General features: G+C 61.7%; 24 protein-coding genes. 13 read left to right on the top strand and 11 right to left on the bottom strand.

What is annotated here, in order from left to right:
• Window position 1: 1 nt before the first annotated feature.
• Window positions 2–634, bottom strand: a complete 633-nt coding sequence (locus ACZ881_RS18675) for an SACE_7040 family transcriptional regulator (protein WP_091467621.1) — start codon at window positions 632–634, stop codon at window positions 2–4.
• A gap of 139 nt (window positions 635–773) precedes the next feature.
• On the opposite strand from ACZ881_RS18675, the gene ACZ881_RS18670 reads away from it, so the two are divergent.
• The 7 genes from ACZ881_RS18670 to ACZ881_RS18640 are packed head-to-tail and all read left to right on the top strand — an operon-like array spanning window position 774 to window position 8,601.
• Window positions 774–2,384: a carboxyl transferase domain-containing protein gene (locus ACZ881_RS18670; RefSeq protein ID WP_091466391.1), complete on the top strand. Its 1,611-nt coding sequence runs from the start codon at window positions 774–776 to the stop codon at window positions 2,382–2,384.
• Between the two features lie 2 nt (window positions 2,385–2,386).
• Window positions 2,387–4,528 (top strand): acetyl/propionyl/methylcrotonyl-CoA carboxylase subunit alpha, encoded by a 2,142-nt coding sequence (locus ACZ881_RS18665; protein WP_476117565.1) that lies wholly within the window; start codon window positions 2,387–2,389, stop codon window positions 4,526–4,528.
• Complete coding sequence (locus ACZ881_RS18660; protein WP_476117564.1) at window positions 4,525–5,688, top strand: acyl-CoA dehydrogenase family protein; 1,164 nt, start codon at window positions 4,525–4,527, stop codon at window positions 5,686–5,688. The genes ACZ881_RS18665 and ACZ881_RS18660 overlap by 4 nt, the downstream gene beginning before the upstream one ends.
• Window positions 5,689–5,708: 20 nt before the next feature.
• Window positions 5,709–6,476, top strand: coding sequence for a CoA transferase subunit A (locus ACZ881_RS18655; RefSeq protein ID WP_178996401.1), 768 nt, complete (start codon window positions 5,709–5,711; stop codon window positions 6,474–6,476).
• Window positions 6,473–7,225 carry a CoA transferase subunit B gene (locus ACZ881_RS18650; RefSeq protein ID WP_364305595.1) on the top strand — a complete coding sequence of 251 codons (753 nt, stop codon included), beginning with the start codon at window positions 6,473–6,475 and terminating at the stop codon, window positions 7,223–7,225. The genes ACZ881_RS18655 and ACZ881_RS18650 overlap by 4 nt, the downstream gene beginning before the upstream one ends.
• A complete protein-coding gene (locus tag ACZ881_RS18645) occupies window positions 7,222–7,707 on the top strand; it encodes a MaoC family dehydratase (RefSeq protein WP_476117563.1) in 486 nt (161 codons plus the stop codon). Before ACZ881_RS18650 ends, ACZ881_RS18645 begins: the two co-directional genes overlap by 4 nt.
• 45 nt (window positions 7,708–7,752) lie before the next feature.
• The gene (locus tag ACZ881_RS18640; RefSeq protein WP_476117562.1) at window positions 7,753–8,601 is read left to right on the top strand and encodes an HpcH/HpaI aldolase/citrate lyase family protein; all 849 of its coding nucleotides are present in this window, start codon (window positions 7,753–7,755) and stop codon (window positions 8,599–8,601) included.
• A 65-nt stretch (window positions 8,602–8,666) separates the two neighbouring features.
• On the opposite strand, the gene ACZ881_RS18635 is transcribed toward ACZ881_RS18640, so the two are convergent.
• The 7 genes from ACZ881_RS18635 to ACZ881_RS18605 are packed head-to-tail and all read right to left on the bottom strand — an operon-like array spanning window position 8,667 to window position 15,952.
• Window positions 8,667–9,815 carry a Gfo/Idh/MocA family protein gene (locus tag ACZ881_RS18635; protein WP_476117561.1) on the bottom strand — a complete coding sequence of 383 codons (1,149 nt, stop codon included), beginning with the start codon at window positions 9,813–9,815 and terminating at the stop codon, window positions 8,667–8,669.
• Window positions 9,800–10,501, bottom strand: coding sequence for a ThuA domain-containing protein (locus ACZ881_RS18630; RefSeq protein ID WP_476117560.1), 702 nt, complete (start codon window positions 10,499–10,501; stop codon window positions 9,800–9,802). The genes ACZ881_RS18635 and ACZ881_RS18630 overlap by 16 nt, the downstream gene beginning before the upstream one ends.
• Before the next feature lie 46 nt (window positions 10,502–10,547).
• Entirely contained in the window at window positions 10,548–11,552 is a 1,005-nt protein-coding gene (locus ACZ881_RS18625; RefSeq protein WP_476117559.1) for a sugar phosphate isomerase/epimerase family protein, read from the bottom strand.
• Between the two features lie 11 nt (window positions 11,553–11,563).
• Window positions 11,564–12,784: a Gfo/Idh/MocA family protein gene (locus ACZ881_RS18620; protein WP_017199441.1), complete on the bottom strand. Its 1,221-nt coding sequence runs from the start codon at window positions 12,782–12,784 to the stop codon at window positions 11,564–11,566.
• 12 nt (window positions 12,785–12,796) lie between these two features.
• Window positions 12,797–13,699 (bottom strand): carbohydrate ABC transporter permease, encoded by a 903-nt coding sequence (locus ACZ881_RS18615; protein WP_476117558.1) that lies wholly within the window; start codon window positions 13,697–13,699, stop codon window positions 12,797–12,799.
• 1 nt (window position 13,700) lies between these two features.
• Window positions 13,701–14,630, bottom strand: coding sequence for a carbohydrate ABC transporter permease (locus tag ACZ881_RS18610; protein ID WP_017199442.1), 930 nt, complete (start codon window positions 14,628–14,630; stop codon window positions 13,701–13,703).
• Complete coding sequence (locus ACZ881_RS18605) at window positions 14,627–15,952, bottom strand: extracellular solute-binding protein (RefSeq protein WP_017199443.1); 1,326 nt, start codon at window positions 15,950–15,952, stop codon at window positions 14,627–14,629. Before ACZ881_RS18605 ends, ACZ881_RS18610 begins: the two co-directional genes overlap by 4 nt.
• A gap of 249 nt (window positions 15,953–16,201) precedes the next feature.
• On the opposite strand from ACZ881_RS18605, the gene ACZ881_RS18600 reads away from it, so the two are divergent.
• The gene (locus ACZ881_RS18600) at window positions 16,202–17,233 is read left to right on the top strand and encodes a LacI family DNA-binding transcriptional regulator (RefSeq protein ID WP_017199444.1); all 1,032 of its coding nucleotides are present in this window, start codon (window positions 16,202–16,204) and stop codon (window positions 17,231–17,233) included.
• 29 nt (window positions 17,234–17,262) lie between these two features.
• On the opposite strand, the gene ACZ881_RS18595 is transcribed toward ACZ881_RS18600, so the two are convergent.
• Complete coding sequence (locus tag ACZ881_RS18595) at window positions 17,263–18,723, bottom strand: lipase maturation factor family protein (RefSeq protein ID WP_476117557.1); 1,461 nt, start codon at window positions 18,721–18,723, stop codon at window positions 17,263–17,265.
• 103 nt (window positions 18,724–18,826) lie between these two features.
• Here ACZ881_RS18595 and dxr point away from each other — a divergent pair, with 103 nt between their 5' ends.
• From dxr to ACZ881_RS18570, 5 genes are read left to right on the top strand one after another with little or no spacing between them, the layout of a single operon-like run.
• Window positions 18,827–20,011 carry a 1-deoxy-D-xylulose-5-phosphate reductoisomerase gene (gene dxr / locus ACZ881_RS18590; RefSeq protein WP_454810175.1) on the top strand — a complete coding sequence of 395 codons (1,185 nt, stop codon included), beginning with the start codon at window positions 18,827–18,829 and terminating at the stop codon, window positions 20,009–20,011.
• Window positions 20,012–20,043: 32 nt separating this feature from the next.
• Window positions 20,044–21,375: a M50 family metallopeptidase gene (locus ACZ881_RS18585; protein ID WP_476117556.1), complete on the top strand. Its 1,332-nt coding sequence runs from the start codon at window positions 20,044–20,046 to the stop codon at window positions 21,373–21,375.
• 22 nt (window positions 21,376–21,397) lie between these two features.
• Window positions 21,398–21,691 (top strand): YciI family protein, encoded by a 294-nt coding sequence (locus ACZ881_RS18580; protein ID WP_179019022.1) that lies wholly within the window; start codon window positions 21,398–21,400, stop codon window positions 21,689–21,691.
• Between the two features lie 48 nt (window positions 21,692–21,739).
• The gene (ispG, locus tag ACZ881_RS18575) at window positions 21,740–22,906 is read left to right on the top strand and encodes a flavodoxin-dependent (E)-4-hydroxy-3-methylbut-2-enyl-diphosphate synthase (RefSeq protein WP_011774258.1); all 1,167 of its coding nucleotides are present in this window, start codon (window positions 21,740–21,742) and stop codon (window positions 22,904–22,906) included.
• On the top strand, window positions 22,869–23,747 hold the full coding sequence (locus ACZ881_RS18570; RefSeq protein WP_476117634.1) for a GNAT family N-acetyltransferase: 879 nt from the start codon (window positions 22,869–22,871) through the stop codon (window positions 23,745–23,747). The genes ispG and ACZ881_RS18570 overlap by 38 nt, the downstream gene beginning before the upstream one ends.
• A 13-nt stretch (window positions 23,748–23,760) precedes the next feature.
• Here the strand turns inward: ACZ881_RS18570 and ACZ881_RS18565 are convergent, their stop codons facing one another.
• The gene (locus tag ACZ881_RS18565) at window positions 23,761–24,372 is read right to left on the bottom strand and encodes a TetR/AcrR family transcriptional regulator (protein WP_476117555.1); all 612 of its coding nucleotides are present in this window, start codon (window positions 24,370–24,372) and stop codon (window positions 23,761–23,763) included.
• Window positions 24,369–25,112: an ABC transporter permease gene (locus tag ACZ881_RS18560; RefSeq protein WP_091466422.1), complete on the bottom strand. Its 744-nt coding sequence runs from the start codon at window positions 25,110–25,112 to the stop codon at window positions 24,369–24,371. The genes ACZ881_RS18565 and ACZ881_RS18560 overlap by 4 nt, the downstream gene beginning before the upstream one ends.

The following is a 25,112-nucleotide window of genomic DNA, read 5'->3' as shown; positions in this document are numbered from 1 at the left end:
ATCACGCTGAAGTGAGAGCCGCCAAGGCCATCTGCTCCAGGATGGGCCTGGCGGACTTCACTGCGATCTTCCTGCCGTGGTGGCGCACCGAGTGGGGTGTGGAGTTGATCAAACCAAAGGCTGCGTGTGCACGGACACGGAGGCCGGGGACGTCTGCGTCCGTGTGAATGCGGGCCAAGACGTCTACCCACGTTTCGACGTAACTGCGCTGGAGGGATCTGACTTCTGCCTGGTCGGCGTCGCTGAGACTTCCGAAGTCCCGGTCCTGGACACGGATGACGTCAGGATTGCTGAGGGCGAAATCGACCTGGAACTGGATGAGTCCCTTCAGCGCGGTCCGGGGATCTTCGGACTCCGACACCACCCGCAATCCACCGTCCAGCAAGTCACGGCTGACGCTGAGTAGTAACTCTCCGAGGACCGCTTGCTTGCCGGGAAAATGCCGGTAAACGGCGGGGCCACTGACGCCTGCGGCTGCTCCGAGGTCCTCGAGCGACACGCGGGTAAAACCGTTCTCCGCAAACAGTCCGGCAGCAGCGGACAACAAGGCCAATCTGCGGAGCTCCTTCGCCTGGCCGCGTTGCGTGGCGGCGGCGCGGGTGCCGTTGATGCTTGCTTCCTGACCTGCGGTCACATCTTCCTCCTTGCGCCAGTCCGGCCCAGCGCTTGCTGGGCCGCCTGTGCTGGACATCACAGTTAATAAAGACTAACCTAAATTTCAGTTACGTGGCACTAACCGAAATGGCCTGCGGCCGGGAATGGAACAGGGGTCAATGGAGACAATTGCCAGTCTGACGGGAGCCGCCAGTGGCACCTTTGAGACCAACCAGCAAGCGCAACTGGCCTTGGTGGAGGAACTGAGGGAGCGCCTGGCGACGGCGGCCCTTGGCGGCCCTGCCAAGTCCCGGGAACGGCACATCGCCCGCGGGAAACTGCTGCCGCGGGAACGCATTGACCACTTGCTCGATGACGGCAGCCCCTTCCTTGAGATCGCACCCTTGGCTGCGAATGGCATGTACAACGACGATTCTCCCGGAGCCGGAGTGATCGCCGGCATCGGCCTCGTCCATGGCCGGCACGTCCTGGTGATCTCCAATGACGCCACGGTCAAGGGCGGCACTTACTATCCCATGACCGTGAAGAAACACCTCCGGGCCCAAGAGATCGCCTTGGAAAACAAGCTTCCGTGCATCTACCTCGTGGATTCCGGGGGAGCTTTCCTGCCCAAGCAGGATGAGGTCTTCCCGGACAAGGAGCACTTTGGCCGGATCTTCTATAACCAAGCCAAAATGTCCGCCGCCAAGATCCCGCAGATCGCCTCCGTCATGGGGTCGTGCACGGCCGGCGGTGCCTATGTACCCGCCATGAGTGATGAGACCGTCATAGTCCGGAACCAGGGCACCATCTTCCTGGGCGGTCCGCCCCTGGTAAAGGCAGCGATTGGTGAGATCGTCACAGCAGAGGAACTTGGCGGCGGCGACGTCCATTCAAGGATTTCCGGGGTCACGGACCACCTGGCCGAGAATGACCAACATGCCTTGGAGATCGTTCGGGACATCGTGGCGACGTTGCCGAAGCCGGCGCAGCCGGCCTGGGACGTGTCCGACGTCGTCCTGCCGCCCGTCGTCGATCCTTCAGAGATCTACGGTGTGGTTCCCACGGACGTCAACGCCCAATACGACGTCAGGGAAGTCATCGCAAGGCTGGTTGATGGATCCGAATTCCACGAGTTCAAGAAGAACTACGGCACCACCCTGGTGACAGGATTCGCGCACCTGCACGGCCATCCCGTGGGCATCGTGGCCAACAACGGCGTCCTCTTCAGCGAATCTTCCCTGAAGGGCGCACACTTCATTGAACTCTGCGATCAGCGCGGCATACCGCTGATCTTCCTGCAGAACCTCTCCGGCTTCATGGTGGGCAAGGACTACGAGCAAGGCGGCATCGCCAAGAACGGCGCCAAAATGGTCACAGCAGTGGCTACTGCCCGTGTGCCCAAGCTGACGGTTGTCATCGGTGGTTCCTTCGGGGCAGGCAATTATTCGATGTGCGGTCGGGCTTACTCGCCGCGGTTCCTGTGGATGTGGCCCGCGGCCCGCATCTCGGTAATGGGTGGAAACCAGGCCTCCAGCGTCCTGGCCACCGTCAAGAGGGATCAATATGAGGCGGCGGGCCAGGAATGGTCCGCGGAGGACGAAGAAGCCTTCAAAGCTCCCATCAAGCAACAGTATGAGGACCAAGGAAGCCCCTATTACTCCACCGCAAGACTGTGGGACGACGGCATTATCGATCCTGCTGACACACGGCGCGTCCTGGGAATGGCCTTGGACGTCGTCTCACGCCAACAACTGCCCGAGACCTCCTTCGGTCTCTTCAGGATGTGACCATGAGCCTCCCAACAACAACCACAGCCCCACCCAGCGCGGCGGTCCAAGCCCGTACCTTCAGCGCCGTCCTTGTTGCCAATCGCGGGGAGATCGCCTGCCGCGTCATCAGGACCCTGAAGGAGATGGGCATCCGCTCCGTTGCCGTGTACTCGGACGTGGACAAAGATGCCAAGCACGTAGCCCTCGCCGATACCGCTGTCGCCATCGGTGGCACGGCGCCCTCGGAAAGCTACTTGAAGATCGATGCCGTCATCGACGCGTGCCGTCGAAGCGGGGCGGAGGCAGTCCACCCGGGATACGGCTTCTTGTCCGAGAACGTGGAGTTCGCCAAGGCGCTGGACGCCGCCGGCATCACGTTCATCGGGCCGGGAGTTGGTGCCATTGAAGTCATGGGCGACAAGATCCGGTCCAAGAACCACGTGATGGCCTACGACGTTCCCTGCGTACCGGGCATCGCACAACCAGGACTCACCGATCAGGAGTTGATCGAGGCGGCGCCGGGGGTCGGTTTCCCCTTGCTGATCAAGCCGTCCGCTGGTGGAGGCGGCAAAGGCATGCACATCGTGGAACGGCCCGAGGACATGGCCTCCACGCTCGTCACGGCAAGACGCGTGGCAGCGTCCGCCTTCGGCGACGACACTCTCTTCCTTGAGCGGCTCATTCGCGCGCCCCGGCACATCGAGGTCCAGGTCCTGGCAGACAACCACGGCAACGTCATCCACCTCGGCGAGCGCGAGTGCTCACTCCAACGGCGCCACCAGAAGGTCATCGAAGAAGCCCCGTCCGCCCTCTTCGAATCACTGCCCGACGGCGCAGGGGAGCGGGCCCGCATCGGCGAGGCCGCCTGCAACGCGGCACGTTCGGTCAACTACAGCGGCGCGGGAACCGTCGAATTCCTGGTCTCCGACGACCACCCCGATGAGTTCTTCTTCATGGAGATGAACACCCGGCTGCAGGTAGAGCATCCTGTCACGGAGATGGTCACGGGCATCGACCTCGTCGAATGGCAGGTGAGGATCGCCGCAGGTGAGGTGCTCACCGTCGCGCAGTCCGACGTCGTACTTAACGGCCATGCCGTTGAGGCGCGCGTTTACGCCGAGGTGCCCGAGCGGAATTTCATGCCGTCGATGGGGCGCATCGTGGAGCTCGCAGAGCAGGGCGCAGCGGATGCGACCGTGTCCGGGCACCGACAGGCGCATGCGAACGTGCGGATTGATTCCGCCATGCGGGACGGGCTGGAGATCACAGGGGACTACGATCCCATGCTCGCCAAGGTCATTGCATGGGGCGAGGACAGGGCAGCGGCGCTGGATACCCTTGACGCTGCGCTCGGCCGTTACACACTGCTGGGTGTCGACACGAACGTTGAATATCTGCGGTTGTTGATCAATGATCCCGAGGTCCGCGCCGGGCAGCTCGATACGGGACTGATCGAGCGCAAGCTGCCGTCCCTGGAATTCAGGCACGTTGGTCCCGCTGAACTGATCGCCGCAGCGCTCACCCTCTGGCTGGAACGGACCGGTGCGGTGCTGGCTGGCGACGCGTGGAAGAGTGCCGACTCCTGGCGCGTCGGCGGCCGCGGCGCGTGGACAGTCACCTTTGGTGTTCCGGGCGGTGGAGTCGTTGCGGTGTCCATCACCGAAGAGGACAGTACCCTCACGGCAAGCATCGACGGCGGGAATCCCTCCAGCATCAATGCGGTGGATCGGACCGCTACCAGCATCGCGGTGGAGCTCGACGGCGACCTGGTCACCTTCGCGGTGGGCATGACCCAGGGTGATGCCCAGGAAATCTACGTCGGCAACGATGGCTGGTCCTGCAGGCTCGAGGTACTGAATCGTGCAGAGCGGCTGCGGCGGATGCTCGCCGGCATCGAGCGTGAAGACGGGGCGGCGGACCCGGAGGTGCGCTCGCCGATGCCCGGGACGGTGGTTTCCGTGTCCGTGGTCGACGGTGACTTGGTCGAGGAAGGCCAGGTGCTCCTTGCCGTGGAAGCGATGAAGATGGAGCACCAACTGGTGGCGTCCGTTGCGGGGACCGTCCACCTCACCAGCAAACCCGGCGACCTGGTCAAAGCGGACCAGGTGCTCGCCACCATTCACGTAGACAAGACCAGCACAGACGAGGAAGTCCAGCGATGAGCACGTTTGAACTCAATGAGGAATACCAGGACCTTAGCGACTCCGTCCGCGAATTCGCCGACGAAGTTGTGGCACCGGTTTCCGCCAAGCACGACGAAGAGCACAGCTTCCCCTACGAGGTTGTGAAGCAGATGGGGGAGATGGGTTTGTTCGGCCTCCCCTTCCCGGAAGAGTTCGGCGGGATGGGTGGAGACTATTTTGCCCTGGCGCTGGCATTGGAGCAGCTGGGCCGCGTTGACCAGTCTGTGGCCATCACCCTTGAAGCCGGTGTGTCGCTCGGGGCCATGCCGGTGTACCGCTTCGGCACGGAGGAACAGAAGCAGGAGTGGCTGCCCCAGCTGGCGTCCGGACGTTCCTTGGCCGGCTTCGGCCTGACCGAGCGCGAAGCCGGTTCGGATGCCGGCGGCACCAAGACCAACGCCCATCTGGAAAACGGCGTATGGGTCATCAACGGCAACAAAGAGTTCATCACCAACTCCGGCACGGATATCACCACGCTGGTCACCGTCACGGCGGTTACGGGACATAAAGAGAACGCTGACGGCAGTACCAAGAAGGAGATCTCCACCATCCTGGTACCGACTGAAACGCCCGGTTTCAGGGCGGAAAAGCCGTACAACAAGGTGGGATGGAACGCTTCCGACACTCACCCGCTCACCTTGGACAATGTCCGGGTGCCTGAAGCGAACCTCCTGGGCGAGCGCGGCCGGGGTTATGCCAACTTCCTTTCCATCCTTGATGAGGGCCGCATAGCCATCGCCGCACTGGCCACCGGCGCAGCCCAGGGTTGCGTGGACTTGTCCGTGAAGTACGCGAAAGAACGCAGCGCGTTCGGGCAGAACATCGGCAAGTACCAGGCCATCCAGTTCAAGATCGCCCGGATGCAGGCAAGGGCCCACACTGCCCGCCTTGCCTATTACGACGCCGCCTCCAGGATGCTGGCAGGCAAGCCGTTCAAGACCGAAGCGGCCATCGCTAAGATGGTCGCAGGCGAGGCAGCCATGGACAACGCGCGGGACGCCACCCAGGTGTTCGGCGGCTATGGCTTCATCAACGAATTCACGGTGGCACGGCATTACCGCGACTCCAAGATCCTTGAAATCGGGGAGGGCACCACCGAGGTTCAATTGATGCTCATCGCCCGCGAGCTGGGTCTGTAACCGTACGGGAAGGATCAAGGATGATTGACAAGGTTGTTGCCAGCGCCGCGGAAGCGGTGAAGGACATCCCGGACGGTGCCTCGCTGGCCGTCGGAGGTTTCGGTTTATGCGGTATCCCCGTTTCCCTGATCGATGCAGTCCACCAGCAGGGCACTACGGATCTTGAAACGGTCAGCAACAACTGCGGCGTGGACGACTGGGGCCTTGGCATTCTCCTCAAGGACGGACGTATCCGTCGAACCATCAGCTCCTACGTGGGCGAGAACAAGGAATTTGCCCGGCAGTATCTGGCGGGGGAGCTGGAAGTAGTCCTTACTCCACAGGGCACCTTGGCTGAGAAGCTTCGCGCCGGTGGTGCCGGCATTCCGGCCTTCTACACCAAAGCAGGTGTGGGAACCCAGGTGTCCGAGGGCGGCCTCCCGCAAAAGTACGACGCCGACGGGAACGTTGCGCTGGCCTCTTCACCGAAGGAGGTGCGCACCTTCAATGACGCGGACTATGTGCTGGAAGAGTCCCTGACCCCGGACTTCGGCCTTGTCCACGCCTGGAAGGGAGACCGGCACGGCAACCTGGTCTTCCACGCGACAGCGATGAACTTCAACCCCCTCTGTGCCATGGCGGCCAGGACCACCATTGCCGAAGTGGAGGAGTTGGTGGAACCTGGCGAGCTTGACCCGGAGCACATCCACACCCCGGGGATCTTCGTCCAAAGGGTAGTGGTGGCAACGTCAAACGAGAAGCGGATAGAAAAGCGGACGGTAGCGCTGACGGCAGGAGCGGATCGATGACCGACAATACCTACCACGACATCCCGCCCCGCCCGGAAGCCGTCCGGCACGAGTACCGTCGCGCCGACGTCGAACATCACGAGGCCAAAGGCTGGACCCGCAACGAACTGGCCGCCCGCGTTGCCAGGGAACTCACCAACGGGCAATACGTGAACCTGGGAATCGGGATGCCCACGCTGATCCCCAACTACATTCCCGATGGTGTGGAGGTCATTCTCCACTCCGAGAACGGGATCCTTGGCGTTGGTCCCTACCCCGCTGAGGACAGGGTGGATCCGGACCTCATCAACGCGGGCAAGGAAACGGTCACCACGAATGCGGGGGCGGCGTTCTTCGACTCGGCGTCGTCCTTCGGCATGATCCGCGGCGGGCACGTGGACGTTGCCGTCCTGGGTGCCATGGAAGTGGCCGCGAACGGAGACCTGGCCAACTGGATGATTCCCGGCAAGATGGTCAAGGGCATGGGCGGTGCGATGGACCTGGTGTTCGGCGCCAAGAAAGTCATTGTCATGATGGAACATGTAGACCGCAGCGGCCGGCCGAAAATCGTCCAGGACTGCACGCTCCCCCTCACAGGTAAAGGCTGCGTGGACCGGATCATCACGGATTTGGCTGTTATCGACGTCGTGAAGGACGAAGGTGACCCGCGCCTTGTCCTCCGTGAGTTGGCACCCAACGTCACCCTTGAGGACGTTCTGGCTGCTACCGGCGCCGAGCTGTTCGAGGAAGACCAGGAGCTCACAGTATGACGCGGGTGGTTGAGCAACGCGGGTTGTACTTCGATGAACTTGAAGAGGGCGTGATTTACGCCCACAAACCCGGCCGCACTGTCACCGAGGCTGACAATGTCCTTTTCACCACCATGACCATGAACACGCAGGCGCTGCATCTGGACGCGGCCTGGAGCTCCGGGCAGCCGTTCGGGCAGCGCCTGATGAACTCCATGTTCACCCTGTCCACCATGGTGGGGCAGTCCGTGACCCAGCTGACGCAGGGGACAATCATCGCGCAGTTGGGTTTGACGGATGTCACCTTCCCTCACCCGCTGTATCACGGCGATACGCTGTACACGGAAACGGTGATCACGGGAAAACGGTTGTCGTCGTCCCGCCCGGGGCAGGGCGTGGTGACCATGCAGCACACCGGCCGCAATCAGGACGGTGCAGTGGTGGCCTTGGCAACCCGGACCTGCCTGATGTGGACCAAGGAAGCGCACGCCGCGCAGTCCTAGCCCACCATTTCCAAACTCTGTAGGACACCAGCAGCAAGGACCTCCATGCTTTCTTCCAACGCGACTCCGTTCACCATGGGCCCGGCCCTCTTGTTCTGCCCTGCGGACCGTCCGGAGCGTTTCGGCAAGGCCGCTGATCGATCCGATGCCGTCATCCTGGACCTGGAAGATGCCGTGGCTCCTGCGGACAAACCGGGGGCCCGCGAAGCGATTTTGAAACAGGCGGGTACGGGTGGCCTGGAGCCAAGCCGCACCATTGTGCGCGTCAATCCAGTGGGGACGCCCGAGTTCGACCTCGACCTTGAGGCTCTGGCAAGAACGCCCTACCGCACGGTGATGCTGGCCAAGGCGGAGACTGCGGAGCAGCTCAGGTCTTTGGAGGGCTATCAGGTCATCGCGCTATGCGAGACTGCGGCGGGTATCGTCAACGCCTCCGCTATCGCCGCCGAACCGAACGTCGTGGGGCTGATGTGGGGTGCCGAGGATTTGTTGGCGTCACTGGGTGGCCTCTCCAGCAGGAACGACGACGGCGGCTACCGGGCTGTTGCCCTGCACTCCCGGTCCGCTGTACTGCTCGCCGCCAAAGCCGCGGGCAAGGAAGCCATCGACTCGGTGTATGTGAACATTCCGGATCTCGAAGGCCTGTTGGCTGAGTCGCGCGACGCCACTTCCAGTGGTTTCGGTGCGAAGGCCTGCATCCATCCGAACCAGGTAGCAGTGGTCCGTGAGGCTTACGCTCCCACTCCCGAGGTCATAGCCCAGGCCACCGAGCTCCTGGAAGCGGCAGCATCTGCGGGCACGGGAGTGTTCCAGTTCAAGGGCAAGATGATCGACGGACCCATTCTCAAGCACGCCGAAGCGACACTTCGCCGCGCCGGACACCCCGTGAAATGACAGTTAACACCCATGTTCGGCGAAAACATGGGTGTTAACTGGCAACTCGGCGGGCGGCCAGAGCGCTAGGCGCGCACCGGCGTCGTAAGATCCACCAGTTCCGTCAGTTCAACAACGGCGGGTCGGGAAGCAGTGCTCTTGATCGCGACCGACTGCCCGCTCTTGGCCGATTCCAGCACCGATTCCATGACTTCCAAGGCATGGAAAGCGAGTTGGCCGCCGGCGCGGGGTTCGTGTCCGGCCGGCGTCGTTGCGAGGTCGGCGATTCCAAAACCGCGCCCTGAATCCACGTAGCCGGCAGAGACGGGGAGCGTCTCCCAATCCTCGGCGCCCAGTGCGAACAACTGCACATCGCCGTCAAAATAATTGGGGTCCGGGACGATCAGCGAACCAGTTTCACCGTGGATCTCGATGTTGGGGCTCTTCGTTTTGACGGCGTCGAAGCTCATGAACAGTGTGGATAGAGCTCCGGACCCATGCACCAGGACTCCGGTGACGTGCGAGTCGATATCCACCGGGACTTTTTGGCCTTCCCTGGGACCCGACCCAATGGTGCGCTCGCTGCGGGTGTGACTGGCAGCGCCCACCACGGACACCACGGGTCCCAGCAGCGTGACAAGGGCCGAGACGTAGTAGGGACCCATGTCCAGCAAGGGTCCACCGCCGGGCTGGTAGTAGAAGTCGGGGTTCGGGTGCCAGCGCTCATGACCTGGCGTTGCCATGGTGGCAGTAGCGGAAACGGGTGAGCCGATCAGGCCGTCGTCGATCGCCTTCCGGGCCGTCTGGATGCCGGTACCGAGCACAGTGTCTGGTGCGCAACCAACCACAACGCCGGCCGCTGCCGCGGCGTCGAGTACTTCCCGGGCCTCCGCGGTGGTGGCAGCCAACGGCTTTTCACCGTAGACGGACTTGCCGGCCGCGATGGCCCTGAGCGCGATGTCGGCATGCGCTGCGGGAATGGTCAGATTAAGGACGAGGTCAACGTCGTCCGCGGCCAGGAGGTCGTCCACGGTCAGTGCCCGGACGCCGTCGTATGAGTCCGCGACGGTCTGTGCCCGGGCAGGATCAAGGTCCGCAACCGCCACGAGGTTAATGGAATCCAGCCGGCGGAAGTTGGCCAGGTACTGGGCGATGATGGCACCACAGCCGATGACTCCCACGTTCAGCGGTGTATTGGTGTTCAGCGGCTTGGCCTCGTTTATCGGGATGCCCACAGCATGCCCCTTTCGATGATGGTGCGGACGTTGCTGTCCTGGAGAATTTCCACGCGGTGCCCAGGGGTGCAGACAAAGATCTTGCCTTTGCCCCACTGACGGGTCCAGATGGCTGGTGAGGTGACTTCGCGGTTCCACGGGTCCCACTCGCGGACTTTCTGGGTGGTGGTAGCCAAGACGTCGATGTAGTCGTCTGACAGGACCCAGTACTGTTCCGTGACGAGGTCGAAGTCGCCGATGCCCCGCGTGATCGGGTGTTCGGACGCAGCGGGCAGCATGTTGACGGTGTAGGGGACGTAGTTGTCTGACTGCTCGCCGATCCGCTCGTCAGCATGTTTGCCGGGGTGGCAGGCGAACTGGCCGCCGATCAGGTGCAGGTAGTCGGAGTTGTTGCGGTAGGAATCGGCGATCCCGCCGTGCCAGCCGGCCAGTCCGGTGCCGTTCTCGACCGCAGCGCGCAGGCCCTCGAACTCATCCTTCTCAATGGTGGTCATGGTCATGCATTGCACGATCAGGTCCACGGTTGCCATATATTCGGGGTCGGCGTAGATCTTGGGGGATTCCTCCACGCGGACGTCGTAGCCGTTGTCCTTCAGGTACGGAATGAACAGCTCTGTGGCTTCCACCGGTTGGTGTCCATCCCAGCCGCCGCGAACCACCAGCGCTGTCTTGTTGTTGCTTGTCATGGTTTCCTTCGTTTGGGGCGTGTTTGAGTGCGTAAAGGTGTTGGGATCAGCGCGTTGCAAAGGCAGAGTCAAAAGCGGCGGCCGGTGGGCGTATGGCGGCCAGTTCCCGGACCATGCGCAGCGCTTGCGGAGCTCCTATGAGTCGGTCCATGCCGGCGTCCTCCCACTCGATGCTGGTTGGTCCTTCGTAGCCAATGGCGTTGAGGGTGCGGAAGATTGGCTCCCAGTTCACGTCCCCGTGGCCGGCTGTGACGAAGTCCCACCCCCGGCGTGGATCAGCCCATGGGAGATGCGAACCCAGCCGTCCGTTCCGTCCGTTGAGTTGCCTGACGGACTCCTTTACATGGACATGGAAGATCTTGTCCGCAAAGTCCTGGAGGAACATCACCGGGTCCAGGTCCTGCCAGATGAAATGGGACGGATCGAAATTGAGGCCAAAGTTCTCCCGATGTCCTACCGCGTCCAATGTTCGTTTGGCCGTCCAGTAGTCGTAGGCGATTTCAGAGGGATGGACTTCCAACGCGAATCGGACGCCCACTTCGTCAAAGACATCCAGGATGGGATTCCACCGGTCGGCAAAGTCCTGGTAACCACGCTCGATCATGGCATCCGAGGCGGGTGGGAACATGGCCACGCACTTCCAAATCGACGAGCCTGTGAATCCTGTGACCGTCTTTACTCCCAGCCTCGCGGCAGCTCGTGCCGTGGTCTTCATGGCCTCCGCAGCCCGCTGGCGAATGCCCTCCGGCTCACCATCGCCCCAGACTGAGGGGCTGAGGATGTCCCGATGGCGTTCGTCAATAGGGTCGTCGCAGACCGCCTGACCGGTGAGGTGGTTGGCGATTGCATGGACGGTCAGCTTGTGCTTTTCCAGGATGTCCAGCTTGCCCTGCAGGTAGTTGTCGTCTGCCACAATGCGTTCGGGATCGAGGTGATCGCCCCAGCAGGCGATCTCCAATCCGTCGAAACCCCACTCTCCAGCCAGCCGTGCCACTTCCTCGAACGGAAGGTCGGCCCACTGACCAGTAAACAGGGTGATGGGTCGGTTCATGGTGTTGCCTTTCACAGGTTCTGCCAGCGGCTTGCGTTGCCTGCGCTTGTCTCGACGGCGGCCAGCACCTTTTGCACCTGTAAGGCGTCAGCGAACGACGGCGAGGGCTGCTCGCCTGCGCTGATGGCAGTCACGAGGTCCACCACCTGATGCGTGAAGCCGTGCTCATAGCCGAGTCCATGCCCTGTGGGCCACCAGTTGGCGGTGTAGGGGTGGGACGGTTCGGTAACCATGATTTTTCGGAAGCCTGCGTCGGGTTCCAACGCGGCATCGTAGAACTGCAGGGAGTTCATATCCTCGAAGTCGAAGGAAAGTGACCCCTTGGTGCCGTTGAGTTCCAGGCGCATGGCGTTCTTGCGGCCCAAGGCAAAACGGGTGGCTTCGAAGATGCCGATGGGACCGGAAGTGCCGCTGCCGCGTGGGCCGGCGTCAGCGCCGTCGTCGTGCTTGCGCTCGAAACGGGCGGTGAACAGGGCAGCGTCGTCCACGGTCACCGGACCGCGAGGTCCGCCCGCGCCACCATGACCGCCAAGGCCCACAAAGTCGCCGCCTACCGGGCGCTCCTTCACAAAAGTCTCCAACAGCGCCGAGACTCCGGTGATGTTGAGTCCGGTGATCCATTGCGCGGCGTCGATGCTGTGCGCACCGATGTCACCCAGGGATCCGGACCCGGACTTGGCCTTGTCCAGTCGCCAGGTCAGCGGCGCATCGGCGTCGCTGAGCCAGTCCTGAAGGTACTGGGCGCGAACGTGGCGGATCTCGCCCAAGCGACCGTCGTCCACCATTCGCTTGGCCAGCGCCAGGGCAGGCGTGCGTCGGTAACTGAAGCCGCACATTGAGAACACCCCGCGTTCGGCCGCTGCCTGGGCCACCAGCGTCATCTTTTCGGCTTCCTCCACTGAGTTGGCCAAAGGCTTTTCGCAGAGGACATGCTTGCCGGCTTCGAGCGCTGCAATAGCTATCTCTGCGTGGGTATTGCCGGGAGTGCAGATGTCGATGAGGTCGATGTCATCGCGCTCTATGAGGCGGCGCCAATCTGTCTCGGTGGAGGCCCAGCCGTATTTGCTGGCCGCTGCCCGTACACCTTCCGTGTTCCGGCCCGCCACCGCGGTCAGTTCCGGAGCGAGTGGGAGGTCAAAGAAGCGGGGCGCGGTCCTCCACGCATGGGAGTGGGCGGCGCCCATGAAGGCATAGCCCACCATGCCGACTCGCAAGGGTTGAGGGTTTGTCATGGGAAATCCTTTCTACTTGCTGAAGCCTGCGGTCAGGCCGCTGACCAACTGTCGGCGTCCCAGGACGTAGATCACCAGGATGGGCAGGGTGCTCAGGACGACGGAAGCCAGGACGGCGGGGATGTTGACGCTGAATTCGCCTTGGAAGGTCCACAAACCCAGGGGGAGGACACGCAGTTCCGGGCTCTGGGTGAGGACCAGTGGAAGGAGGAACCCGTTCCAGACGTGCAGGCCGTTGTAGATGGCCACGGTCACTATCGCGGGCCGCGTCAGGGGGAGTGCCAAGCGCCACATGGTCTGCCAGTCGCTGCAGCCATCCAGCCGCATGGACTCGAACAGCTCGTTGGGAACGTCCCTGATGAAGTTTGACAGGATAAGGACTGTCAAAGGTATGGCAAACGCAATGGACGGAAGCATGATGGCCAGGAGGCTGTCGTACAGGTTCAACCGGATGATCATCAGGTAAATGGGAATGATGGTTGCTTGGAGCGGAATCGCCAGGCCCATAAGGAAGATACCGTTTACGAACTTCAAGTACCTGCCGCGCCCACGGACGATCGCGAAGGCGGCCATAAAGGACATCAGAACGGTGGGGATGACCGAGCCCAAGGTGACCATCACGCTGTTCATGAAGTAGGTCGAAAAGTTGGCCTCAAGAACAAGCTGGTAGTTTTCCAGCGTCGGTGAAGCGGGCAGGGCCATCGGATTCTGCCCGAAGTAGCCCTCGGAGGTCTTCAAGCTGGTGATGACGATGTAGTAGATCGGAATAATGATGATGGCCAGCCAGATCCAGCCGCCCAGACCGCCGGGGATATTCAGACGTTTGAGGCGTGTGCCCGGGCTCAACTTGGCCTTTACCGGGGAGTTCGGGGAAGGGGACCCGGTGACCGGAACGCCTTTCAGGAGTGTGCTCACCTTACATACCTTCCAATTGGCTGCCTTGTTTGTCCTTGCCTCCGAGGCGTTGGAGGAACAAAGCAAGCGCAAGTCCGATGACGACGAGGATGACCGCGATGACGCTGGCCGGTCCCATGAGGTTGGCCCGGAAGCCTCGAAGGTACATATCCAGCGCCAGGATGCGCGTGGAGTTGCCCGGGCCGCCGCCAGTGAGAACGAAGATGAGGTCAAAGTAGGTCAACGACCCCACCACCATGAGTGTTGACGAAGTGATGATGGTGTATTTCAGCTGAGGGAGGGTGATGTGGAAGAACTGCTTGATGGTCCCTGCACCATCAATCTGGGCCGCTTCGTAGAGGGACTTGGGGATTTGCCGGACGCCACCTTGGTAAATGAGGGTATGAAAAGGCACGAACTGCCATGCGATCACAAAGATGATCAATCCAAGGGCCAATTGTGGGACTCCCAACCAGTCCTGGGCCAGAAACGGGAGTCCCAGCCCCATGGCTAAACCGAAGTTGGGGTCCAACAGCGCTTTGTAGGCGATGGCAACTGCCGCCGAGGAAAGCAGCAGCGGCAAGAAGTACAGGACTGCCAAAGCCGCCCTATAGCGTTGGGTGCCTGCCGTGAACACGCCCAGCAGCAGGCTGATGGGCGTCTGGACGAGCCAGGAGACAATCATGATCAGGAAGGTCAGGCCAAGGGAGTTGTAGAGATCGGGATCTGCCAGAACCGAGGTCCAATTTTCCATCCCTGCCGCGCCGATGGCGCCAATGCCGTCCCATTTGGCGAAGCTGAGGATCAATACCCCTATCAGGGGTATGACGGCGAAGACAGCGAAGAATAACAGTGCGGGTAGCGTCAGCCAGGCCAAGGCGGACTTTGGCTGCGACGTCAGCTCGTTTTTTGGGAGACCGCTGGCAGCCCTGTGTGTGGTGGCGGCGCTCATTTGCCCAGGGTGGCATTCATGTTCTCGGCGAACTGTTGCGGGGTGATCGACTTGAGGAAGAGCTGGTCGATGTTGTTCAGCAATGCCTCGGCAGCGGTCGGGCTGAGGGCCTGGTCCCAGGACTGCTGGAAGTTGGGGGCGTTCTTGCCGAGATCGTAGACGAAGTTCAGGAAGTCTTTGTCCTCGGATGATGCGAGCTTGTCTTCAATGCCATTGACGATCGGAACGGATCCGGAGTTGATGTATGCGTCGATGACGGTATCAGTCATGATCCCGTCCTTGAAGAACTTCTTCGCCGTTTCCTTTTCCTCGTCAGTGGCTTTGGCCGAGATGGACATGTACTGGGCGGGGTTGCCGACGCCGTTCTTTGGATCGCCCTTGCCGCCCGGGAGGGTTGGGAAGTTGGCAAAGCCGAGTTTCCCGTCCTGGACGAAATTCTGTCCGTCCTTTTTCATGGAGCCGTAGGTCCAGGAACCGTGGAGCATCATGGCCGCTTTGCCGGTGAACAACAGGGCCTGATCAGCCTTTGAATCAGCCGTGATGGAGGAGAAGCCCTTGATGAAACCGTCCGCGGAGACAAGTTCCTGGACCTTGGTGCCGGTTTCGATCACGGCCGGATCCATCCAGGCTTGAGGTTTGCCTTCGAAAATGGCCTTAAACACCTCGGGGCCTCCGATGCGGTCCAGGAGATACTGCAGCCACATCATGGAAGTCCAACGCGACTGTCCGCCCAGGGAGAAGGGAGCTACGCCCATATCGTTGAAAGTCTTCACCAACGACATGACGTCGTCCCAGGTCTTTGGCGGCTGAGCACCGGCTTTCTCAAACAGTTCTTTGTTGTAGAACAGGACGATCGGAGCAACGTACTGGTTGGGGAGGGCGTAGATCTTGCCGTTGACAGTGGCCGCTCCGAAGGACGCCGGGAAGAACTTGTTCTTGAGCTCCGGGTTGGCCTCGAACCAGCTGGTCAAGTCCTCTACCTGTTCGGCTTCGGCGTAGGTCTTCAGGGTTCCGCCACCCCAGCCGTAGACGATGGTAGGGGCTTGGCCGGCGCCGATGGCTGTCTTGATCTTCGTCTTGAACGCGTCGTTCTGGAAGTACGTCACGGCGATCTTGTTGTCCGGATTGGCCGATACGAAAGCATCGACGGCTTTCTGGATTGTGGTCTGGTTCGGTTCTCCTGAAAGGAACCACATGCTGGCTCCTCCACCCGTCGTGCCTCCGGGCCCGGAGGTCCCACAGGCACTGGTTGCCATGACTGCAAAGGGCGTCACGGCCGCGAGAGCCAGAAAGGAACGCCGGGATGATTGGAACTGCTTCATTGCTTCTCCAGGGGTAGTCGCACTGCTGAGCAAGCTTCGGTGCTCACTTCCGAAAAGTGCCTATCTCCGAAAAATATCGAAATATTTCGCGGCCATGATTTAGGTCACGGTCCAAACTAAAGGGTTCCCAGCGGGCCGTCAAGACGATTTCCCGTAAAAATTTCTGCTCATTTATCAACAGGAAGTTGAGATTCGTGCGAATGCGAGTCATACTCGGTGGCATCGAAATATTTCGAAAATAGGAGCATTGTGGAACGAGATCTCCGGCCGAGCAAGCTAACCTTGGCAGCCGTGGCCGCCGAAGTGGGTGTCTCGGCGCCCACAGTGTCCAAGGTTGTCAACGGCCGCGAGGACGTGGCTGAAGCTACTCGTGCACGAGTCATGGCAGCTCTTCATCGCACGGGTTACAAATCGCCGCTCCAGCGCAAGAGTGCCCCGGTGCACCGGGCGGTTGAAGTTGTTTTCGACTCCTTGAATTCGGCCTACGGCGTGGAAATCCTCAACGGCTTGATGGACCAGGCTGCGGTGTCGGACATGGAAGTGATCCTTTCGATCACCAGGCGGCAGGCTGCTTCTCCGCTGGGCCCCGAGGCGCGGGCCCAGCGTATGGTCGACGAAGGCCGTGCCGGCATGATCGTGGTGACTTCGGCATTCGGCACCGCCCAGCTGGAGGCCTTCAACCGCAGGCAGATTCCCATCGTGGTCATTGATCCGCTTAATCCACCGCCTGCCGACGTCTTCAGTGTGGGCGCGAGCAACTGGGCTGGAGGTAAGGCTGCCGCATCACACCTGCTGGAGCTGGGACACCGAAAAATCGCCTACATTGGCGGCCCGTCCGCGGCGGAGTGCAGCCAGGCCCGGCTGCACGGCTACATGGCTGCACTGATGGCCGCGGGAATAACCGTGGACGACGAGTACGTTTCCGCCGGCCCCTTCAAACCGGAAAACGGAGTCCGCGGTATGAAGGCACTGCTGGCCTTGGAAAATCCGCCTACTGCCATATTTGCTGCCAGCGACAGCATCGCTCTGGGAGTCCTTGCCGAGGCACGGCGGCAAAACGTGCGGATTCCTGAAGACATGAGCTTGGTGGGCTTTGACGGAACACCCCAGGCGGAGGAGTCAGTACCTCCGTTGACGTCCGTGTCGCAGCCACTGCAGGAGATGGGGCGCTCCGCCCTGAGTTTTATCCTGCGGCAGATGCGTGGTGAAGATATCGATTCCCGCAGGGTTGAACTGGCTACCCACCTGGTGGTTCGTGAGTCCACGGCCCCGCCGCGATAGCCTCACGGACGTCAGGCCGGCGTCGAACGCTAGGGCAGCCGCCGTCGTCGAGGACTAAGCGAGAGCGGCGGGATCGCGTCATAGAGCAGCACCCGAACCCAACGCTCGCCCGTCTCGCGGAACTCCGCGCGGCTGGCGAAACGGTAGAGGTAGCTGCGCGCCCTCACCCAGTGGGGGCGTTCGCCGTCGAACGGGTCATGGCGCAGCAGTCCAAGCGTGGGCTTGTCGGACTCCAATAATCTGTGCAGGAACATATAAAACCAGTCCTCGTGGACGGTCCGCAGCGGCAGGAACCACATCAGCCAATCCAAGCGCAGGTGGTACGGCGCCCATTGCCGGGGGAGTCTCCGCACGTCGCCGGGCTTGCCCTTGAAGCCGTACTCAAGCCAGTGCTCGTCCGGTGCGTCCGGCTCCTCAGCCAAGGTGCCCTCCACTACGATCTCGATCCGTTGCTTGGTCACCGTCCCAAAAGCCCCGTAGGCGTTCACCAAGCGCCACCGATTGAAACTGGCGTTCATTAACTGATGGCTGGAGAACAGGTTGAGGAGCGGCCGGTAGCTGAACACCAGCAACAGAACAGTGACAAGCACGACGACGGCAAACCACCACACCGGGGTAGCGGCACCTTGGTGCCACTCCAGCGGGATGAACGGAAAAACCGCATGGGCTACGGGATCACTGACGGCAGCGAAAGCCAGGATGATCGCCACCCAGTTCAGCCAGGCAAAGTTCCCGGTACCCACCAACCACAGCTGCGTCGCGATGATGATGCCCGCGGCGATACTCGCCAGCGGTTGAGGCGCGAACAGGAAGAACGGCACCACTAACTGCGCGAAGTGGTTGCCCACCACCTCTACCTTGTGCAGCGGACGCGGCAAAAGGTGCGCCTGCCTGCTGAGCGGGCCAGGCATTGGCTGGGTTTCATGGTGATAGAACATCGCCGTCAGGTCGCGCCACTCGCGGCCGCCCCGGATCTTGATCATTCCAGCACCGAATTCAAGCCGGAATACCAACCACAGAATGAGAATGAGGATGGTTGTAGGCGGCGGAGTCTGGTCCGAGCCAAGAAACGCCACCGTGAATCCGGCCTCAAGGAGAAGAATCTCCCAACCAAACCCATAGAACGTTTGGCCGACGTTAACGATCGACATGTAAAGCAACCAAAGAGCAAGGAAAGCGAGCATAGGCAGCCATGGAGGCCCCATTTGGGGGAGGCCCGCCACCAGCAGAATCGACACGCCCATCCCCGTCCAGCACACGGCCTTGAGCAGCGCGTCGGAGTAGCGCCATTGGAACAGTGTGGGCCTGGCCAGCTTGCGGGCCATGTCCATGAAAGCCGGGACAGGCAACAGTCCGCGCTCGCCGAGGAGCGCCGGGAACTGGTTCAACGTCGAGAGGAACGCAATTGCGTAGAGCGCGGCTGTGCCGCGCTGCAAGACCTGCCGGGCGAACTCGTAGTCCCTTGCATCAAACCAGGACATCCACTCCACGATTCCACGGTACGCGGGGGAATGCGGTGGTCAAGCGGTGCCGCTTTTCCACTTACGCCCGATTCCGTTCGCGGCCCCCGGTGGCGACTGGGATACTTAAGCAATGCAGCCGCGCAAGATCGTCATCCTCGGGTCCACCGGTTCCATCGGCACACAAGCAATTGACGTCGTCGATGCCGCCCCGCACCGTTTCGAGGTGGTGGCACTCAGTGCCGGCGGAGGAAACCTTGAACTCATCTCGCAGCAGGCCGTCCACACCAGGGCGCAAGCCGTGGGCATTGCCCAGGGAGATCCAGGAGAGCTTCGGCGACTGATCGACGCCCAGGCCGCCATTGCTGGTGTGCGGGACTTTGCTCCGGAGATTTTTGTTGGTCCTGACGCTTCGTCGGTCATTGCAGCCATTGAGTGTGACGTGGTCCTCAACGGCATCACCGGGTCCATCGGACTGGCGCCAACCCTGGCCGCGCTCGGCACGGGGGCCACCCTGGCACTTGCGAACAAGGAATCGCTGATTGTCGGCGGTGCCCTGGTCAAAGCCGCTGCCGGCCCCGGCCAGATAGTGCCCGTCGACTCCGAGCACTCCGCCATCGCCCAATGCCTCCGTTCGGGCACGGACCGGGAAGTTGAAAAGCTGATCCTGACCGCGTCAGGCGGCCCTTTCCGCGGCCGCACACGGGAACAACTTCACGACGTCACACCGCAGGAGGCGCTCGCCCACCCCACCTGGGACATGGGCCTCATGGTCACCACAAACTCAGCCAGCCTGGTCAACAAGGGCCTTGAAGTCATAGAGGCCCACCTGCTGTTCGACGTTCCCTTGGACAGGATCGATGTGGTGGTCCACCCACAGTCGGTGGTCCACTCCATGGTCCAGTTCGTGGACGGATCCATCATTGCCCAGGCATCGCCCCCGGACATGCGGCTGCCGATTGCGCTCGGGCTGGGCTGGCCGGACCGTGTTCCCCATGCTGCCCAGGCATGCGACTGGACCCAGGCGACCAGTTGGACGTTCGAACCGCTGGATACCGTGGCCTTCCCCGCAGTGGACCTCGCCAAGGACGCGGCCAAGCAGGGCAGTACGTTCCCCGCGGTGTTCAACGCGGCCAACGAGGAAGCCGTAGAGGCCTTCCATGCCGGTCGCATCCGCTTCACGGACATTGTGGATACCGTTGAATCCGTCCTCAGCGAACATTCAGGCTCTTCTGAGCTAACAGTGGAGTCCGTGCTGGATGCTGAGAAGTGGGCACGCGCCCGTACCCTTGATCGTTTAGCCAGCAGCGCCCTGTAGCTCACAACCCTTATGGAAGCAGTCCCACCGGCATGAGTCCCGTCCTTCTCTTCATTCTCGGAGTCGTCTTCGTCGCGATCGGCGTAGCTGTTTCCATTGCGCTTCACGAGGTGGGCCACCTGGTTCCTGCCAAGTTGTTCAAAGTGCGCGTCACCAAGTACATGATTGGTTTTGGACCGACCTTGTGGTCCAAGAAGAAGGGCGAGACCGAGTACGGCTTCAAGGCGCTTCCGTTGGGCGGCTACGTGTCCATGATCGGCATGTACCCGCCGAACAAGGAAGACGGCGCTGTCCGCCCCTCCAGCACAGGCATGTTCCAGACGCTCGCCACTGAGGCGCGCTCCATGGCGCACGAGGAAGTGGGACCCGGGGACGAAAACCGCGTCTTCTACAAGCTTCCCGTGTGGAAAAAGATCATCGTCATGCTCGGCGGTCCTGCCATGAACATGCTGATCGGGTTGATACTCCTGGCTGTCCTGCTCATGGGCTTCGGCATGGCCACAGCAACCACCACCATCGCGGACGTCTCCAAATGCCAGGTGGCCGCAGGGGAGACCGTGGACCCCGACTCGGCCGATTGCAAACTGACTCCCGCCGCGGCTGCGGGCCTCCAGCCGAATGACACGATTACTTCCTTCGACGGAAAGGCCGTCACCAGCTGGGACGCACTCACCAGCTGGATCCGTGCGTCCGCCGGAAAAGACGTGCCCATCACCGTGGAGCGCAACGGATCAACGGTGGAAACTACCGTGACGCCCGTACTCTCCTCGCGGCCTGTGGTCGGTGCCGACGGCCGGCCTGAGCAGGACTCCAACGGGGTTCTGAAATATCAGGAAGTCGGATTCCTTGGGATCGGGGCCCAAAGCGAACTGGTTCCCCAACCGGCGTCGGCCGTTCTGCCCATGGCGGGAGAGAACATCAAGCAGATATCCGGTGTGATCTTCAACCTGCCGGCCAGGGTGGTTGGTGTGGCGAAAGCGGCCTTCAGCGAAGAGCCCCGCGACCCGAACGGACCCATCAGCGTGGTGGGTGTAGGCCGGGTTGCCGGTGAAGTAGCGGCCATGGAACAGGTACCCATGCAAGCCCGCATCGGCACCCTGATCGGGTTGCTCGCCGGGCTCAACTTTGCCCTGGCGATCTTCAATCTCATCCCCCTCCTGCCCCTCGACGGCGGGCATGTAGCAGGCGCGCTCTACGAAGGGGCCCGACGCCGGGTGGCCAAGCTCCTGGGTAAACCGGACCCGGGCGCGTTCGACATCGCCAAGCTGCTGCCAGCCACGTATGTGGTCGCAGCGCTGCTGATGGCCATGGGCGCCCTCCTGATCTATGCGGACATCGTGAAGCCCGTGAACATTTTCGGCTGAGTAGGCGGGATAGGCTAGCTCCATGACTGTTTTCGCTGTTGAGTATGTATACGTCGCCGAATCCGACGCCCTCCGCGATGAAGCCCGCCCCGCACACCGTGCCTGGCTCGGCGACCTGGCCGAGGAAGGCAAACTGCTTGCCAGTGGCCCTTACGGTGACGGTGCAGGCGCCCTGCTGATCTTCAAGTCCGCGGACGAAGCCGAACTCAATGACCTCCTCAAGCAGGATCCGTTCGCCGAAGCCGGAGTTATCGCCGGCATCCGCACCACGGAATGGGCGCCTATCATCGGCGTCCTGGCTGCCTACGCGTCCTAGTCCGGACGTTCTCCACCACAACGATCCACCCCAACCCAAGGAGTCCACGTGACCTCGGTCAGCCTGGGAATGCCAGCAGCCCCACCGCCCGTTCTTGCCCCGCGCCGTAAGACGCGGCAGATCAAGGTAGGGTCCGTTGGCGTCGGTTCTGACTCGCCCATCAGCGTACAGTCCATGACCACCACGCCCACCACGGATATCAACGCCACGCTGCAGCAGATTGCTGAACTGACGGCTTCAGGCTGCGACATTGTGCGTGTTGCCTGCCCGTCAGCCGACGATGCGGAGGCATTGCCGATCATTGCCCGCAAGTCCCAGATTCCCGTCATTGCGGATATCCACTTCCAGCCGAAGTACGTGTTCGCCGCAATCGAAGCGGGATGCGCGGCGGTTCGCGTCAACCCTGGCAATATCCGCAAGTTCGATGACCAGGTCAAAGAAATCGCTGCAGCCGCGCGTGACCATGGAACATCCATTCGGATCGGCGTCAACGCGGGCTCCCTTGAACCCGGCATCATGAAGAAGTACGGCAAGGCCACCCCGGAGGCACTTGTTGAGTCCGCAGTCTGGGAAGCCTCGCTGTTCGAAGAGCACGGTTTCCATGACTTCAAGATCTCCGTTAAGCACAACGATCCCGTGATCATGGTGGCCGCGTACGAGATGCTGGCCGAGAAGGGCGACTGGCCCTTGCACCTTGGCGTGACCGAGGCCGGACCGGCATTCCAGGGCACTATCAAGTCGGCAACGGCTTTCGGTGCGCTCCTGTCCCGCGGCATTGGCGACACCATCCGTGTTTCCCTCTCGGCTCCGCCAGTGGAGGAAATCAAGGTGGGCAACCAGATCCTGCAATCCCTGAACCTTCGCCCGCGCAAGCTCGAAATCGTCTCCTGCCCGTCCTGTGGTCGCGCGCAGGTGGACGTGTACACGCTGGCCGAGCAGGTAACCGCAGGTTTGGAAGGCATGGAGATCCCGTTGCGCGTAGCCGTCATGGGTTGCGTCGTCAACGGACCCGGTGAGGCCCGTGAAGCGGACCTCGGTGTCGCCTCCGGAAACGGCAAGGGCCAGATTTTCGTGAAGGGCGAAGTCATCAAGACTGTGCCTGAGAGCGAAATTGTTGAGACACTGATCGAAGAGGCCATGCGCATCGCCGAAGAGATGGGGGAGGCCGATGGCGAAGATGCTGTCAAGGGTAGCCCCGTGGTTAGCGTCTCGTAACGAGAACGGCTTGGGAGTCAGGGTGCTCGGCAGTGCCGACACCCTGGCTCTTCGCGCCCTGGCCAGGGAAGACGTGGTAGCCAACGTTTTCATCCTCGCCCACTTGGAAAGCACCGGAACAGCGGCGCCCACCAGCGGCGGTGCCTGTATATTCGGAGTCTTCGACGGCGGTACGCTCCTTGGCGCGTGTTGGGCGGGAGCCAACCTGGTGCCTGTGCAACTCGATCCCGCCCTGGCGGGGTACGTGGCCAGTGCGGCCCACGACACAGGCCGCCGCTACGCGTCCATTTTTGGTCCGGCGGAAACTGTTTTGGCCCTCTATGCGCGGTTCGAGCAATTGGGTCACGGTGCCCACGAAGTCCGCTCCCAGCAACCGCTACTCACCATTTCCAGCCCACCGGTTATCGGCGCCAATCCCGCCTTGACCTTCGGCACAATGACGGACTTTGATCGCATCCTGCCCGCCTGCGCTGCCATGTTCGAAGAAGAAGTTGGCTACTCGCCTTTCCTGGGAGGGCAGGAGTTCTACAGCACGCGCGTCGCAGGCCTTATTCGTGAGGGCCATTCCTTGGTCCACATCGATGCCAACGGCACTGTGGTCTTCAAAGCCGAGTTGGGTGCAGTCACGCGGGACGTCACTCAGGTTCAAGGCGTGTGGATGAACCCTGAATTGCGGGGCCGCGGCCAAAGCGGTGGCTACATGGCCGCCGTCGTGAATCTCTCGCGAACCTTCGCCCCGGTGACAAGCCTCTACGTGAATGACTACAACGCCAAAGCCCGCGCCACGTATGAACGCGTCGGCTTCGAACAAGTGGGCACCTTCGCGACGGTCCTGTTCTAGCCACAACTGACAGCTACTTGGACGAGTCAAGGTCTCCTGTGAGGTAGCGCTGGATGTTTGGTGCGACGTAGCGGACCACGTCTTCCTGATCCGCCGAGGCCAGGGGCTCGAGCCGGATCACGTAGCGGACCAGCATGAGCCCCACAACTTGCGTGGCCACAAGATTGCCGCGCACGCGTACTTCTTCGGGCGAACCGGGCAGCCCCGCCATGATCCTGGACAGTATGGTGCGGTTCACCATTTCGCGCATGAGTGCCGTCTTGGCCTTGGAACCGATGGTTCCCCGGACAAAGGCAACCAGGCCATGCTGGGCCGGGCTTTCCCACAGCCGCAGCACTGCCCGGACAATCGCTTCCGCCCTTACGGCCGGGTCCAGGGTTTCGACACCGACAAGAACCTCGGCCGGGTCGGCGGGCAGTTCCACGCTGGCGGCAAAAAGCTCGTCCTTGCCCCCGAAAAAGTGGTGGACCATGGCCGGATCCACCGATGACTCGCGGGCTACTTGCCGCAGGCTCGTTCCCTCGAATCCCTGTTCAGCGAACAGTTTCCGTGCAGCTGCGAGGATGGCTTCCCGCGAATGATCTCCTGCGCTTCGGCGGCCCCGACGCGCCTGCGGGAGGCTCATCGGGTTTGCCGCCGAAGTGTTAGTGATGCCAGGACAAGGACTCCAACAACAATCCCGCCCATGATCAGGGCGTCTTGCCACATTACCGACGTGGCGTCGGCATTTCCGGCGATCTCCTTCAGGGCATCCACGGAGAACGTGAGCGGCAAAACACCGGCGATTGCTTCCAAGACCTCGTTCATATCGTCCCGGGCCACGAACAAGCCGCACAACAGGATCTGGGGCACCACCACCACCGGCATGAACTGCACGGCTTGGAACTCGGTGCGGGCGAACGCTGAACACAACAACCCCAATGCGACGCCCAGGACGGCGTTGATGACAGCGATCATCACCACCAGGCCGGGACTTCCTTTGATGTCGAGGTCGAAAATCCAGTAAGCCACCGCTGTCGCCACCAAGGACTGCAGGGCGGCCATGATGGAGAAGGCCACGGCATAGCCGAACAGCAGGTCCGCCTTGTGGATCGGGGTGGTCAGAAGGCGTTCGAGGGTCCCGGAGGTGCGCTCCCGAAGCATGGTGATGGACGTGACCAGGAACATGACCACGAAGGGGAAGATCGCCAACATCATCAGGCCCACGCGATCAAAAGTTCTGGGGAACCCCGGTGGAAGGGTTTCGTTCTCGAAGAGGAAATAGACCGCGGTCAGGAGCAGTGCCGGGACCACGAGGATCAGTGCGACGCTCCGGTGGTCGTGCCTCAGCTGTCGCAGGACGCGGGTGGCGGTGGCAAATGTCAT

Source organism: Paenarthrobacter sp. TE3676, from assembly GCF_056279165.1.
Note: the sequence above shows the minus strand (reverse complement) of the source record. Positions and strands in the feature narration are given on the sequence as shown.

What these genes read in the sequence shown, in the direction of transcription:
- ACZ881_RS18560 (WP_091466422.1), bottom strand. Translation starts at nt 25,112, where the DNA reads ATGACATTTGCCACCGCCACCCGCGTCCTGCGACAGCTGAGGCACGAC.
- ACZ881_RS18620 (WP_017199441.1), bottom strand. Translation starts at nt 12,784, where the DNA reads ATGACAAACCCTCAACCCTTGCGAGTCGGCATGGTGGGCTATGCCTTC.
- ACZ881_RS18585 (WP_476117556.1), top strand. Translation starts at nt 20,044, where the DNA reads ATGAGTCCCGTCCTTCTCTTCATTCTCGGAGTCGTCTTCGTCGCGATC.
- ACZ881_RS18565 (WP_476117555.1), bottom strand. Translation starts at nt 24,372, where the DNA reads ATGAGCCTCCCGCAGGCGCGTCGGGGCCGCCGAAGCGCAGGAGATCAT.
- ACZ881_RS18580 (WP_179019022.1), top strand. Translation starts at nt 21,398, where the DNA reads ATGACTGTTTTCGCTGTTGAGTATGTATACGTCGCCGAATCCGACGCC.
- ACZ881_RS18670 (WP_091466391.1), top strand. Translation starts at nt 774, where the DNA reads ATGGAGACAATTGCCAGTCTGACGGGAGCCGCCAGTGGCACCTTTGAG.
- ACZ881_RS18660 (WP_476117564.1), top strand. Translation starts at nt 4,525, where the DNA reads ATGAGCACGTTTGAACTCAATGAGGAATACCAGGACCTTAGCGACTCC.
- ACZ881_RS18610 (WP_017199442.1), bottom strand. Translation starts at nt 14,630, where the DNA reads ATGAGCGCCGCCACCACACACAGGGCTGCCAGCGGTCTCCCAAAAAAC.
- ACZ881_RS18605 (WP_017199443.1), bottom strand. Translation starts at nt 15,952, where the DNA reads ATGAAGCAGTTCCAATCATCCCGGCGTTCCTTTCTGGCTCTCGCGGCC.
- ACZ881_RS18650 (WP_364305595.1), top strand. Translation starts at nt 6,473, where the DNA reads ATGACCGACAATACCTACCACGACATCCCGCCCCGCCCGGAAGCCGTC.
- ACZ881_RS18625 (WP_476117559.1), bottom strand. Translation starts at nt 11,552, where the DNA reads ATGAACCGACCCATCACCCTGTTTACTGGTCAGTGGGCCGACCTTCCG.
- ACZ881_RS18640 (WP_476117562.1), top strand. Translation starts at nt 7,753, where the DNA reads ATGCTTTCTTCCAACGCGACTCCGTTCACCATGGGCCCGGCCCTCTTG.
- ACZ881_RS18570 (WP_476117634.1), top strand. Translation starts at nt 22,869, where the DNA reads ATGCTGTCAAGGGTAGCCCCGTGGTTAGCGTCTCGTAACGAGAACGGC.
- dxr (WP_454810175.1), top strand. Translation starts at nt 18,827, where the DNA reads ATGCAGCCGCGCAAGATCGTCATCCTCGGGTCCACCGGTTCCATCGGC.
- ACZ881_RS18655 (WP_178996401.1), top strand. Translation starts at nt 5,709, where the DNA reads ATGATTGACAAGGTTGTTGCCAGCGCCGCGGAAGCGGTGAAGGACATC.
- ACZ881_RS18665 (WP_476117565.1), top strand. Translation starts at nt 2,387, where the DNA reads ATGAGCCTCCCAACAACAACCACAGCCCCACCCAGCGCGGCGGTCCAA.
- ACZ881_RS18645 (WP_476117563.1), top strand. Translation starts at nt 7,222, where the DNA reads ATGACGCGGGTGGTTGAGCAACGCGGGTTGTACTTCGATGAACTTGAA.
- ACZ881_RS18630 (WP_476117560.1), bottom strand. Translation starts at nt 10,501, where the DNA reads ATGACAAGCAACAACAAGACAGCGCTGGTGGTTCGCGGCGGCTGGGAT.